Origin of the sequence: Salibacterium halotolerans (genome assembly GCF_900115625.1) — a bacterium.
In the GTDB taxonomy this organism is placed as follows: Bacteria; Bacillota; Bacilli; order Bacillales; family Marinococcaceae; genus Salibacterium; species Salibacterium halotolerans.
The window spans coordinates 48,444-60,987 of sequence record NZ_FOXD01000012.1 but is presented as its reverse complement, the minus strand read 5'-3'; the positions used below and the strand labels follow the sequence as shown (position 1 = coordinate 60,987).

Annotated in this window: 12 protein-coding genes and 4 tRNA genes; all 16 read left to right on the top strand. The window is 47.8% G+C overall.

The annotated features are described in order from the left end of the window. The first annotated feature begins 4 nt into the window (after positions 1–4). The 16 genes from BM124_RS11180 to yycF all read left to right on the top strand — a co-directional run bounded on the left by BM124_RS11180 (position 5) and on the right by yycF (position 12,544). Positions 5–1,054 carry a YkvI family membrane protein gene (locus BM124_RS11180; protein WP_244504315.1) on the top strand — a complete coding sequence of 350 codons (1,050 nt, stop codon included), beginning with the start codon at positions 5–7 and terminating at the stop codon, positions 1,052–1,054. 148 nt (positions 1,055–1,202) lie between these two features. Continuing rightward, the gene (locus tag BM124_RS11175; RefSeq protein ID WP_093337689.1) at positions 1,203–1,391 is read left to right on the top strand and encodes a DUF951 domain-containing protein; all 189 of its coding nucleotides are present in this window, start codon (positions 1,203–1,205) and stop codon (positions 1,389–1,391) included. Positions 1,392–1,491: 100 nt separating this feature from the next. Continuing rightward, a complete protein-coding gene (gene ychF, locus BM124_RS11170; RefSeq protein ID WP_093337606.1) occupies positions 1,492–2,592 on the top strand; it encodes a redox-regulated ATPase YchF in 1,101 nt (366 codons plus the stop codon). A 495-nt stretch (positions 2,593–3,087) separates the two neighbouring features. Next, positions 3,088–3,375, top strand: a complete 288-nt coding sequence (rpsF, locus tag BM124_RS11165; protein ID WP_090927338.1) for a 30S ribosomal protein S6 — start codon at positions 3,088–3,090, stop codon at positions 3,373–3,375. Between the two features lie 26 nt (positions 3,376–3,401). Further along, positions 3,402–3,881: a single-stranded DNA-binding protein gene (gene ssb / locus BM124_RS11160; RefSeq protein WP_093337604.1), complete on the top strand. Its 480-nt coding sequence runs from the start codon at positions 3,402–3,404 to the stop codon at positions 3,879–3,881. A 59-nt stretch (positions 3,882–3,940) separates the two neighbouring features. Then, complete coding sequence (gene rpsR, locus BM124_RS11155; RefSeq protein ID WP_093337603.1) at positions 3,941–4,168, top strand: 30S ribosomal protein S18; 228 nt, start codon at positions 3,941–3,943, stop codon at positions 4,166–4,168. Positions 4,169–4,343: 175 nt separating this feature from the next. Next, positions 4,344–5,282, top strand: a complete 939-nt coding sequence (locus tag BM124_RS11150; RefSeq protein WP_170841112.1) for a YybS family protein — start codon at positions 4,344–4,346, stop codon at positions 5,280–5,282. A gap of 11 nt (positions 5,283–5,293) precedes the next feature. Continuing rightward, positions 5,294–7,261 (top strand): DHH family phosphoesterase, encoded by a 1,968-nt coding sequence (locus BM124_RS11145; RefSeq protein WP_093337600.1) that lies wholly within the window; start codon positions 5,294–5,296, stop codon positions 7,259–7,261. Then, entirely contained in the window at positions 7,258–7,701 is a 444-nt protein-coding gene (rplI, locus tag BM124_RS11140) for a 50S ribosomal protein L9 (protein WP_093337598.1), read from the top strand. The genes BM124_RS11145 and rplI overlap by 4 nt, the downstream gene beginning before the upstream one ends. Positions 7,702–7,798: 97 nt before the next feature. Next, positions 7,799–9,166 carry a replicative DNA helicase gene (gene dnaB / locus BM124_RS11135; RefSeq protein WP_093337597.1) on the top strand — a complete coding sequence of 456 codons (1,368 nt, stop codon included), beginning with the start codon at positions 7,799–7,801 and terminating at the stop codon, positions 9,164–9,166. A 270-nt stretch (positions 9,167–9,436) separates the two neighbouring features. Continuing rightward, positions 9,437–10,726 carry an adenylosuccinate synthase gene (locus BM124_RS11130; protein ID WP_093337594.1) on the top strand — a complete coding sequence of 430 codons (1,290 nt, stop codon included), beginning with the start codon at positions 9,437–9,439 and terminating at the stop codon, positions 10,724–10,726. A 183-nt stretch (positions 10,727–10,909) separates the two neighbouring features. Continuing rightward, positions 10,910–10,985 (top strand) — tRNA-Lys (locus BM124_RS11125). Positions 10,986–11,010: 25 nt separating this feature from the next. Next, positions 11,011–11,085, top strand: a tRNA-Glu gene (locus tag BM124_RS11120). Positions 11,086–11,427: 342 nt separating this feature from the next. Then, a tRNA-Asp gene (locus BM124_RS11115) sits at positions 11,428–11,503 on the top strand. Between the two features lie 41 nt (positions 11,504–11,544). Then, positions 11,545–11,620 (top strand) — tRNA-Phe (locus BM124_RS11110). Positions 11,621–11,836: 216 nt separating this feature from the next. Continuing rightward, a complete protein-coding gene (gene yycF, locus BM124_RS11105) occupies positions 11,837–12,544 on the top strand; it encodes a response regulator YycF (protein WP_093337687.1) in 708 nt (235 codons plus the stop codon).

Here is a 12,544-nt window from a genome sequence, read left to right as displayed (position 1 = left end):
TGCGATGAAAAAATCGGGACAAGGGAGAAATGCGCTGATGGTCGTTGATGGGCTGAAATGGATGTTTCTCATTATAGGTACGACAATTGGAGCGGGTTATGCATCCGGAAGAGAAATCTGGCAGTTTTTCGGCCATGAAAGTGGACTGGCTATCCTTATTTTCAGCCTGCTGTTTTCGATAAGCTGTTTTGTCGTACTGACAATCAGCTATCAGGAACAGACGGAAAATTATTCTGTCGTGCTGGCCAGATTAATGGGTCCACGCTTCTCAAAAGGATATGATGTGCTTATCATTGTGTACCTGTTTACGACAACAGGAATCATGATTGCAGGAGGCGGTGCGGCGCTGGAGTACTTTCATGTTCCGTTTACCGCAGGAATCCTTTTCATGTGTGTGCTGCTATTTATTGTATCCATTCGTGGTGTGAATGGGCTGACTGGTCTTAATAGTCTTCTTATGCCTGTTCTTATCATCAGCTTGATTCTGGCCCTCACTGTCTATTTCAGAATGAATGCTGATTTTAGTTTTTCAAACTGGATGTCGCAGCGGAACTGGGCTGCCTCTCTCACATTTACATCCCTGAATCTGCTTCCTCTTGTGGCGGTTCTTTCGACAACCGGCACCCAGATCAAGCACCGGGGGGAAATCTGGATTGCCAGTATCGGAAGTGGCAGTATTCTCGGCTGTGTGTCCTTTTTATATAATGAGTCCCTTCTCGCAGCGGCGGAAGATATCATGCTGTATGAGATTCCGTTGTTTGCTCTGCTTGAATCTTATCCGCATTCCGTTACAGCATTCATGGCGGTTTTGTTATGGACAGCGATCTTTACAACAGCCGCTTCAGGGCTGCATGGATTATCCACCAGGCTCCGCTCCATATTGGACATGCCATCCTGGCTGCTGGCCGTTCTGCTTCTTCTTGTCATGCTGCCGGTTACGGAGCTGGGTTTTTCAAGACTCGTTTCCCTTCTATACCCTGTTTACGGCATTTTAAATTTATATTTACTCGTTGTTGTACTGATTCATCCTTTTTTCCTAAGTAAAAGGTTGTGAGAAAAGGGGGGAGCATGCTTTTATTTCCCGGGAAATATATAAATGGAATGATCGGGAGGATTGTTTCTTTTTAAAAGATAGGATAGGATATTACATATAATACATTGGAGTACCGGTTGGTAGAAATGAGGTGCAGCCATTGGTTGATATGCCTTTTGCCTTACATGATGTGGTGGAAATGAAGAAACCTCATCCGTGCGGCGAGAATAGATGGAAAATTATTCGTGTGGGGGCCGATATCCGCATTAAATGTCAGGGGTGTGGCCACAGTGTCATGCTTCCGCGGCGGGAGTTCCGCAAAAAAATGAAGAAAGTGATCGAACACGCAGAACAGTAAGCATATCTTGTTTTTCACCGGGCTTGTCTCTATAATTGGACAGGGTGAAAACGAAGCATATCCATCCAGTACTCGGATGCCTAAAGGAAGTGACACAAATATGGCGTTAACAACAGGTATTGTTGGACTTCCCAACGTCGGGAAGTCCACGTTATTTAATGCAATTACACAGGCCGGCGCGGAATCGGCCAACTATCCCTTCTGTACGATAGACCCGAACGTAGGTATTGTGGAAGTGCCGGATCCGCGTTTGAACAGGCTGTCAGAACTTGTCCAGCCGAAAAAAACCATTCCGACGGCTTTTGAATTTACCGATATCGCAGGAATTGTGGAGGGAGCAAGTAAAGGGGAAGGACTGGGGAATAAGTTTCTTTCCCACATCCGCCAGGTAGATGCCATCTCGCACGTGGTCCGCTGTTTCAACGACGGTGATATCACCCACGTTTCCGGCAGTGTGGACCCAATCCGTGATATTGAAGTGATTAATCTTGAACTTATACTGGCCGACCTTGAAACGGTTCAGAAACGGATGGACAAAGTGGCGAAACTGGTAAAATCCAAAGATAAAGATGCAGTAGCGGAGTATGAAGTTCTTCAGAAACTAAATGATGCGTTTGAACAGGAAAAACCAGCCAGAAGTCTCGAATGGACAGAGGATGAGCTGCAGCTGATACACGGTTTTCAGCTGCTCACAATGAAGCCTGTATTGTATGCCGCCAATGTCAGTGAAGAAGATTTATTAGGCGAAGGAGACAACGAGTACGTGCAGGCGGTGAAAGATTATGCAGCCAACGAAGGATCCGGGGTTATTACCGTCTGTGCTAAAATCGAATCCGAAATTGCGGAACTGGAAGGCGAGGACCGGCAGGAGTTTCTGGATGATCTTGGCATTGAAGAAGCCGGACTGGATCAGCTCATCCGTGCGGCATACTCGCTGCTTGGTCTGGAAACGTACTTCACCGCAGGCGAGCCGGAAGTCAGAGCCTGGACCATCCGCAGCGGCATGAAGGCACCGCAGGCGGCCGGCGTGATTCACAGTGACTTTGAACGCGGCTTTATCCGGGCCGAAGTAGTCAGTTACGATGATTTGATGGAAGCCGGATCCATGAACGCCGCCAAAGAAGCAGGCAACGTCCGGCTTGAAGGAAAAGAATACGTCGTAAAAGACGGTGACGTTATCCATTTCCGTTTTAATGTGTAATAAAAAAAGGAACCGGGCTCTGTTGTGCAGTCCGGTTTTTTGTATGCAGCGGGTTAGGTTATGGACAATTTCGGCTGGAAAATGTCCATAACCTATGGATTCGGGACATTTTCGTGATGCAGACGGCACAAAGTGTCTGTAAAATAAACATTGTGGACATTTCTGTATGTCAAATGTCTCTCACCTCCTCAATGAAGGCAAAGATTCCTGATTGTACACCTTACCCGTTTTCTAATCACCACTTTTTGGATTCGCTGCTAATAAGTGGACCCCAGGACTATGCCAAGGGTCACTTTTCCATAAAACAGCCGCCAATGTGCATCGAACCTGCGCTGCACACCGATTTCCCGGAAAAGAAGACAGGCTCTTTTTTGGTTATTGTCATCTACTTCCTGTTCTGCTACAATTATATGTTGTGAGTGAAATATCTATAACGATTTTGCTCCTTGCTCTTTTGGAAAGAGAGAGCCGTAAGACCAAAAGGAGGTGACGCACATGCGTAACTATGAAGTACTTTACATCATTGCTCCAAGCGTTGATGAGAACGGAATCAAGGAAATGGTTGAGCGTTACAACAACGTCCTGACCAATCAGGGAGCAGAGATTGAAAAAGTCGATGAGATGGGCAAACGCCGTCTGGCTTATGAGATTGATGACCTGAAAGACGGTTATTATGTCGTTGTGTATATTAAGGCTGAGCCGGGCGCAACCGATGAATTCGAACGCCTGGTTAAGATGGATGATAATGTCATCCGCCACCTTGTCGTAAAAAATGAAGACTAAGGATAACCAGTGGGAGGAGTTCCAAAATGATAAATCGTGTTGTTCTGGTTGGCCGTCTGACCCGTGACCCTGAACTGCGGTACACCCCGAATGGTATCGCCGTAGTGAATTTCGGTATCGCCGTAAACCGCCCGTTTACGAACCAGAATGGAGAACGGGAAGCTGACTTTTTCAATTGTGTCGCCTGGAGAAAACAGGCCGAGAACGTCGCAAACTATTTGAAAAAAGGCAGTCAAGCCGGTATTGACGGTCGTCTGCAGAGCCGAAAGTATGAAAATCAGGAAGGACGCCGCGTCACAGTCGTGGAAGTACAGGCCGAAAACGTGCAGTTTCTTGAACCGCGCGGGTCTTCAGGCGGAGGTGGCGGTGCTCCACAGGGGAACCAGTACGGCGCCGCGCAAAGCTCCGGCCAGCAGAACCAAGGCGGATCTTCCAATTTGAATGATGATCCGTTCGGCAATGACGGTCAGCAGATTGATATATCCGATGATGATCTGCCATTTTAATAAAACTCTTCCCTTCTTCGTATAGAACGAAAAACTTTTCTAAAGGAGGTTGAAACTTTATGGCACGCCGTAGAGGTAAGAGAAGGAAGGTATGTTACTTTACAGTCAATAAGATTGAAAAAATTGACTATAAAGACGTAGAACTGTTGAAGAAATTCATCTCGGAACGCGGTAAAATTCTTCCGCGCCGTGTGACTGGTACTTCTGCCAAGTATCAGCGTCAATTGACGAAAGCCATCAAACGTGCCCGCCATGTGGCGCTGCTTCCTTATGTACGGGAACAGTAAGGCGCAGGTAAAAACGTTTCCCGACGAACCGGGAAACGTTTTTTATTTCGCGTCTCTGCGTTAGGACATTCTTTCTTTTTTCAGAAGAATGGCTTACAATAGACGAATGGAATTTACATACACATATGGCTGATGTATTTGTTTATATGAGAATGCGATGGATGAGGTGACGTTATTGCAGCAAACGAGAAGGGTAACAGAGGGAGCCGTGTTGAGCGGTGTTTTTATTGTCATGCTGCTGCTTGCGGTATTCGTTCCGTTTCTCAGTATGATACTGCTTTGGTTCCTGCCTCTGCCTTTTATCCTGTTTACAGCGCGGTACGGCTGGAAGCCGGGTATCGTGATGGCGGTTGTATCGATGCTGCTGTCTGTCTTTTTGACCGCGCTGACAGGCCTTCCATTCGCAGTGCTGTCGGCAGTCGGCGGCATTGCCATGGGAGAAATGATGAGCCGCAGAAAAGAAGCTCTGCTGACAGCTGCTGCCGCCAGTGTCGCTTATATAGGTGGTCTGACGGCTTTATATGCCGGGTCGGTTCTTCTTCTTCAGGTCGATCCGATTTCGGTTCTTCAGGATATTATGAGACAGTCGGCGGAGCAGGCTCAGTCCATGCTTTCCTCCCTGGGACAGGAAAGTTCCGTCGAATTGGAACAATACGGGGATATGATTGACCGTTTTGGACGGATGGGACCGCTTTTGATTGTGTTCACCGGTGTATTGTATGCGTTTTTGACGCAGTTCATTGCCCACGCAGTTATGCGGCGCATGAACATGGAAGTGGAGGCGTTTCCTCCTTTTCGGAACTGGAATATACCGCGTTCGCTGCTGTGGTATTATCTTCTTACCTTTATCGTATACTGGGTGGGGGTCGAAGAAGGTACGGCGGTTCAAACGGTGGTATGGAACCTGTTCCCTTTACTGGAAACAGCGATGGCGCTGCAGGGTTTTACGGTGATCTTTTACTATTGTTACAGTAAATCCATTCCAAAAGCGCTCCCCATTCTCCTGTTGGTTTTTGGGTTGATTCTGCCTTTTATTCTTCTCTTGGCCCGCATGCTGGGTATCATTGATTTAGGATTTCAATTGAAGAAACGTCTGGAATCTGACACGAAGTAGGGGTTGACATTATGCCTGAGTTTTTAATGAACCGCTGGCACGGCCTGCATGTAATCTTATTGTTTGTGACAGCTGCCTTGTTCATTGGTTTATTAACGATATATCAATGGATGCTTGGTATCGTCGGGTTTTTCATTCTGGCGTTGCTGCTCATTTATGTGCTTCAGGCGAGAAAAGCGTTTGAACGCGATCTGGAAAAGTATATCAAGACGTTATCCCACCGCGTTAATAAAGCCGGCGAAGAAGCGGTAAAGAGCCTGCCTATCGGAATCATCCTGTATGATGAAGACTATCAGATGCAGTGGGCCAATCCGTTTATGAAGGATTACCTGCCTCGTGAATTTCTCGGTCTGCCGCTTAATGATGTGTTTGAAGACATCACCTCCCCGATTAAAAAAGGGGATACAAAAACGGAGTTAACACTGAGCGACAGGCACTATACGATAGACATTAAGCCACAAGAACGGCTGCTGTACTTTTTTGACATGACGGAAACGAAAGAAACCCAGTCCCTGTACGAAGAGGAACAGACGGTTATTGGTCTTGTTTATCTGGATAATTTCGATGAAGTGACCCAGGGCATGGACGATCAGATCCGAAGCAGCCTGATGAGTCATGTCACAACGTCACTGAATGAATGGGCGGAAAAATATCAGATTCTGCTCCGCAGTATTTCCTCCGACCGTTTTATCGCCGTCATGAATCAGAAAGCATTGAAACAGCTGGAAAAAACCCGTTTTGAACTGCTGGATCATGTCCGGGATGTAACCGGTAAAGAGAAAGTGTCCATTACGCTGAGCATCGGGATTGGAAGCGGTGATTCCCCGCTGCGGGAACTGGGGAGTCTCGCACAGTCGAGTCTGGATCTTGCCCTTGGACGCGGCGGCGATCAGGTAGCCATTAAAGAAACCAATGGGAAAGTCCGTTTTTACGGCGGCAAATCCAACGCGATGGAAAAACGGACAAGAGTTCGCGCCCGCGTCATTTCCCATGCGCTGCGTGATTTCGTGCTTGAGAGCGACCAGGTTATTATTATGGGTCACAAAAATCCTGATATGGACGCGATCGGAGCTGCTATTGGAGTATTGAAAGTAGCAGAAGTCAATAACACAGATGCTTACGTTGTGGTTGATCCCAATGAAATAAATCCGGACGTGAAGAAGCTGATGGAAGAAGTCGGCGATCACGAGTACCTCTGGTCCCAGTTCATCACCCCGGAAGAAGCGCTGGATGACTTAACACGGCACACGCTGCTCGTTGTCGTGGATACGCACAAGCCGTCGATGGTTATTGAACCCCGACTGGTTGATGCGGTCAACCGGGTAGTGGTGTTGGACCACCACCGGCGCGGGGAAGAGTTTATCAAGGACCCGGTTCTCGTATACATGGAACCTTATGCCTCTTCTACTGCAGAACTGGTGACTGAACTGTTAGAATATCAACCACACCAGCTATCGATGGATGAACTTGAATCCACGTCGATGCTTGCTGGTATTATTGTGGATACGAAGAGCTTTGCCATCCGTACGGGATCCCGTACGTTTGATGCCGCTTCCTTCCTGAAATCCCACGGAGCGGATACGACGATGGTGCAGCGGCTTCTGAAAGAGGATATCGATCAATACGTACGTCGTTCCCACTTAATAGAGAAAGCAACGATTTACCGGGATGGTATGGCGGTGGCGAAAGCCTCGGATGAAGAATTGTATGATCAGATTCTGATTGCCCAGGCAGCGGACACCCTGCTCACGATGAATGATGTGAAGGGTTCCTTTGTGCTTTCCAAACGCAGTGATGGAAAGGTAAGCATAAGTGCCCGTTCCCTTGGCGAGGTCAATGTACAGCTGATCATGGAAGCCCTCGGCGGAGGCGGGCATCTTACCAACGCCGCCACCCAGCTTGATTCTGCGCTTGATGAAGCAGAAGAAAGCCTCAAACAGGCCATCGATGATTATCTGGAAGGAGGAACCGAGGAATGAAAGTCATTTTTAATCAGGATGTAAAAGGAAAAGGGAAAAAAGGTGAAATGAAAGACGTTTCGGAAGGGTATGCCCGGAACTATTTATTCAAACACAATCTCGCTGTGGAAGCGACAGCAGGTAACGTAAAAAATCTGAAAGCCAAACAGGAAAGTGATGAGAAAAAAGCACAGCAGGAACTTGAAGATGCGAAGAAATTCAAGGAACAGCTGGAAAACACTAAAGTGACGATTACCGCAAAAGCAGGAGAAGCCGGACGCTTATTCGGCGCTGTATCCACAAAACAGATTGCTGAGCAGCTGAAGGATATGGGCATGAAAGTGGATAAACGAAAAATTGAACTCGATCAGCCGATCCGTACGCTCGGTGTAACGAAGACACCGATTAAAGTGCATAAAGAAGTAACGGCGGTTGTCGATGTCCATGTCGTGGAAGAGTAAACACCAGGCAGCTTCTCCATACGGCTTATAATGTTCCGGTACGTTATAGGCCGGTTTTTTTCTGTACAGGAATCAAAGGAAAGGCAGGAAGATGGACATGAGCGATATCATGGCCGACCGCAGGCCCCCTCAGAATATTGAAGCGGAACAGGCCGTTTTGGGCGCCGTCTTTTTGGAAGGCGGAGCTTTGGTTACAGCAACAGAACGCATCGCTCCCGAAGATTTTTATCGCGTGTCTCATCAACGAATTTTTCGGGTGATGCTTGAATTAGGGGAAAAAGGAAGTCCGGTCGATCTCGTCACGATGACGTCGGCGCTGCAGGACTATGAGTGGCTTGAAGAAGTGGGCGGCATTTCCTACTTAACGGATCTGGCCAACGCTGTACCGACTGCTGCCAACGTGGATTATTACAGCAAAATTGTTCAGGAAAAGTCGATTCTGCGGCGCCTTATACAGGCAGCGACCACCATTGTTTCGGAAGGGTACAATGGAGAAGATGAAGTAGAAGATATTCTGAGTGATGCCGAACGCTCGATTCTTGAAGTGGCGCAGCAGCGCAGGACGAGCGCTTTTGTTTCCATCAAGGATGTGCTGATTGAAACGTACGACCATATTGAAATGCTGCAGAACCGGGAGGACGATATTACCGGGGTGGCGAGCGGATTTGCGGAACTGGATAAAATGACGACCGGTTTCCAGCGCAGTGACCTCGTGATTGTCGCGGCGCGTCCGTCTATGGGTAAGACGGCATTTGCATTGAATATCGCGCAAAACGTTGCCACCAAATCGGCGGAGAATGTCGCTGTCTTCAGTCTGGAGATGGGAGCGGCGCAGCTGGTGCAGCGGATGTTGTGCGCCGAAGGAAACATTGACGCTACGAAACTGAGAACGGGATCGCTTGAAGAAGAAGATTGGGAAAAGCTGACGATGGCAATGGGAAGCTTGTCTTCAGCAGGCATTTACATCGACGATACTCCGGGCGTGAAAGTGAATGAAATCCGGGCGAAGTGCAGGCGTCTGAAACAGGAACGCGGACTCGGTATGATCATGATCGATTACATGCAGCTGATTCAAGGTTCCGGTTCACGCGGCGGAGAGAGCCGTCAGCAGGAAGTGTCGGAAATTTCGAGAGGGCTGAAGGGCCTCGCGCGTGAGCTGGACGTGCCGGTCATCGCACTTTCCCAGCTTTCCCGCGGCGTGGAATCCCGCCAGGATAAACGCCCGATGATGTCGGATCTCCGTGAATCCGGCAGTATTGAGCAGGACGCCGATATTGTATCGTTTTTGTACCGGGAAGACTACTACGACCAGGAAACCGAGAATCAGAATATGATTGAGGTCATTTTGGCCAAGCAGCGGAACGGACCGGTGGGATCCGTTGAACTCGCCTTTATTAAAGAATACAACAAATTTGTCAATCTCGACCGGCGCCACGACGAAAGGGACGTTCCGCCGGGAGCATAAAGAAAGCCAAGGTGAAAGAGCACCTTGGTTTTTTTATGAAAAAAGTCGGCAAGGTTATCATTCGGTAAGCTCCCGCGTTTTTCATTCTTTTCGATAAACAGCCTGAACAACAAATTATTATTACGAACGTAAAAAGTAATACACCTTATAAATGTTCGTGTTTTATTGACTTTTTGGGATGGGATTGATACACTATGTGAGGGTTTTCAGCCTGTGGCTTTTACATAGAAAAAATACAGCAGCCTGGGAGCAGGTGCGGAGGTGGACAGTTTGTCATCAATCGTAATCGTAGGAACACAGTGGGGAGATGAAGGCAAAGGAAAAATCACAGACTTTCTTTCGGAAAATGCAGAAGTGGTTGCCAGATATCAAGGCGGAAACAATGCCGGTCATACCATCGTTTTCGGTGGAGAAACCTACAAACTGCATGTCATTCCATCCGGAATCTTTTATGATAACAAAATATGTGTGATCGGAAACGGCATGGTCATTGACCCAAAGGCGTTGGTCGAGGAACTGAAATATTTACACAACCGCGGTGTGGATACCAGCAATCTCCGCATCAGCAACAGGGCACATGTCATTCTCCCTTACCACGTCAAACTTGACGCGATGGAAGAAGAAAGCAAAGGGAGCAATAAAATCGGGACCACCCGCAAAGGCATTGGTCCTGCTTATATGGATAAAGCCGCTAGAACGGGGATTCGTATTTCCGATCTGCTGGATAAAGAAGAGTTCGAAGAAAAACTTGAACGGAATTTAAAAGAAAAAAATCGCCTGCTTGAGAAGATTCATGAAACAGAAGGTTTTCAAATCAGTGACATATTGGAAGAGTATTATAATTACGGACAGTTCTTTGCCGATTACGTCCGTGATACGTCGGTTGTTCTCAATGATGCGGTGGATGACGGCCGCCGGGTATTATTTGAAGGGGCGCAGGGTGTTATGCTGGATATTGACCAGGGTACCTACCCTTACGTAACATCCTCGAACCCGATCGCCGGCGGCGTTACGATAGGATCCGGCATCGGTCCTTCGAAGATTCACCATGTGGTTGGTGTATCCAAAGCATACACGACCAGAGTCGGGGACGGACCATTTCCTACAGAACTTACCGATGAAGTTGGAGAACAAATCCGGGAAATTGGGAATGAATACGGCACCACTACAGGAAGACCACGCCGGGTAGGCTGGTTTGACAGTGTCGTTGTCCGTCATGCCCGCCGTGTCAGCGGCATCACTGATCTCTCATTGAATTCGCTCGATGTACTGACCGGAATCGAAACGGTGAAAATCTGCACCGCCTATAAGTACAAAGGCGAAATTATAGAAGAATTCCCGGCTAATCTGAAAATATTGGCCGAATGTGAACCCGTATACGAGGAAATGCCGGGATGGTCGGAGAATATTACCGGTGCAAAAACCCTTGGTGATCTTCCGGAAAATGCCCGCCACTATTTGGAGCGCTTGTCGCAGTTAACCAATATTCCGCTCAGTATCTTCTCTGTCGGCCCGGACCGCAGCCAGACGAACATGGTACGCGGGGTATGGGGGATATAAATGGTAATAAGTGCCCCCGCTTTTTTTCATCAGGAAGAAAAGCAGGGGGCATTTACTCCTGGACATCCCCGGATGCAGAAGGTTTTTTTCGTATGAATAATTTCTTTAAAAAAATCGGTTGAAAATCAAAAATCGGCATGGTACTATTAATTCTGTCGCTGAAAACGATGAACCAACAAACGGGAGCCATTAGCTCAGTTGGCAGAGCATCTGACTTTTAATCAGAGGGTCGGAGGTTCGAATCCTCCATGGCTCACCATTTTAAATCATTGTTTTCTTCATGCGGCCCGTTGGTCAAGTGGTTAAGACACCGCCCTTTCACGGCGGTAACACGGGTTCGAATCCCGTACGGGTCACCATTTTCTTTTTTCATCGTAACAAAAGAGTAGAGGAGGGAACGTACAACCGTACGTGACCTGACGACACGAACGCAGTTGACGCAGAGATTTGCCTCCTTGCTTTTGGAAAGAAGAAGCAAGAAGGTCGAGGAAACAAGAGAGTGAAGGAGGGAGCGTACTCCAGTACGTGACCTGACGACACGAACGTAGTTGACGCAAAGATCCGCCTCGCTTTACCTTTTTGAAAGAAGAAACAAGAAGGTCAAGGAAGCAAGAGAGTAGAGGAGGGAACGTACAACTGTACGTGACCTGACGATGCGAACGCAGCTGACGCAGAGATTCGCCGTTTATTCTTTCAAAAAAGGGCCTGTGGTGTAGCGGTTAACATGCCTGCCTGTCACGCAGGAGATCGCGGGTTCGATTCCCGTCAGGCCCGCCATTTACTTACTTTTTTGTCTTTAATCAGAAAGGCACCAAAAAGGCTCGATAGCTCAGTCGGTAGAGCAGTGGACTGAAAATCCTCGTGTCGGCGGTTCGATTCCGTCTCGAGCCACCATTCATTCCAAATAATGACCCCGAACGTCTGGCATACAGCCCAGACGTTTTTTGATAGAACAAAACGTGAAAAAGAGATTCAAACCATGATAAACCCAATGTTACACGCTGTGTTACAATAATAGGTAGATGAGAAACAGACAAGCTGTCCGCCTTTTCGTCAAGGAGGAAGGCACGATACAGGACGGAATTCATGCAGGAAACGGAGCGAATGGAAATGGATGAAAAAATACTGGTCGTCGATGATGAACAGCCGATCGCCGACATTCTCGACTTTAACCTGAAAAAAGAGGGGTTTGAAGTCGAAGTCGCCTACGATGGGAATGAAGCGCTGGAGAAAGTTCATGAATTTGTGCCGGATCTTGTGCTTCTTGATATCATGCTTCCTCATAAAGATGGAATGGAAGTGTGCCGGGAAATCCGTAAATACTTTGATATGCCGATTATTATGCTGACGGCCAAAGATGCTGAAATTGATAAAGTACTCGGATTGGAACTTGGTGCCGATGATTATGTAACCAAGCCTTTCAGCAACCGCGAACTGCTGGCGCGGGTGAAAGCGAATCTCCGCCGTCTGCAGACGGTGCCGGAAGAAACATCGTCAAAACAGAAACTGATTGAAGTCGGCGGTTTAACCGTCGATCCCGATGCGTATCTCGTGTCGAAACGGGGAGAACCCGTCGATTTAACACACCGGGAATTTGAACTAATTCATTATCTGGCCAGACACATAGGACAGGTCATGACAAGAGAACATCTCCTTCAGGCGGTCTGGGGATATGATTACTTCGGAGACGTCCGGACGGTGGATGTAACCGTGCGCCGCCTGCGCGAAAAAGTAGAAGATAATCCAAGCTATCCGATGTGGATTGTGACAAGACGTGGTGTAGGATATTATGTGAAACACCCTGAACAGGAGAAGTGA

What these genes read in the sequence shown, in the direction of transcription:
- BM124_RS11180 (WP_244504315.1), top strand. Translation starts at nt 5, where the DNA reads ATGAAAAAATCGGGACAAGGGAGAAATGCGCTGATGGTCGTTGATGGG.
- BM124_RS11175 (WP_093337689.1), top strand. Translation starts at nt 1,203, where the DNA reads ATGCCTTTTGCCTTACATGATGTGGTGGAAATGAAGAAACCTCATCCG.
- ychF (WP_093337606.1), top strand. Translation starts at nt 1,492, where the DNA reads ATGGCGTTAACAACAGGTATTGTTGGACTTCCCAACGTCGGGAAGTCC.
- rpsF (WP_090927338.1), top strand. Translation starts at nt 3,088, where the DNA reads ATGCGTAACTATGAAGTACTTTACATCATTGCTCCAAGCGTTGATGAG.
- ssb (WP_093337604.1), top strand. Translation starts at nt 3,402, where the DNA reads ATGATAAATCGTGTTGTTCTGGTTGGCCGTCTGACCCGTGACCCTGAA.
- rpsR (WP_093337603.1), top strand. Translation starts at nt 3,941, where the DNA reads ATGGCACGCCGTAGAGGTAAGAGAAGGAAGGTATGTTACTTTACAGTC.
- BM124_RS11145 (WP_093337600.1), top strand. Translation starts at nt 5,294, where the DNA reads ATGCCTGAGTTTTTAATGAACCGCTGGCACGGCCTGCATGTAATCTTA.
- rplI (WP_093337598.1), top strand. Translation starts at nt 7,258, where the DNA reads ATGAAAGTCATTTTTAATCAGGATGTAAAAGGAAAAGGGAAAAAAGGT.
- dnaB (WP_093337597.1), top strand. Translation starts at nt 7,799, where the DNA reads ATGAGCGATATCATGGCCGACCGCAGGCCCCCTCAGAATATTGAAGCG.
- yycF (WP_093337687.1), top strand. Translation starts at nt 11,837, where the DNA reads ATGGATGAAAAAATACTGGTCGTCGATGATGAACAGCCGATCGCCGAC.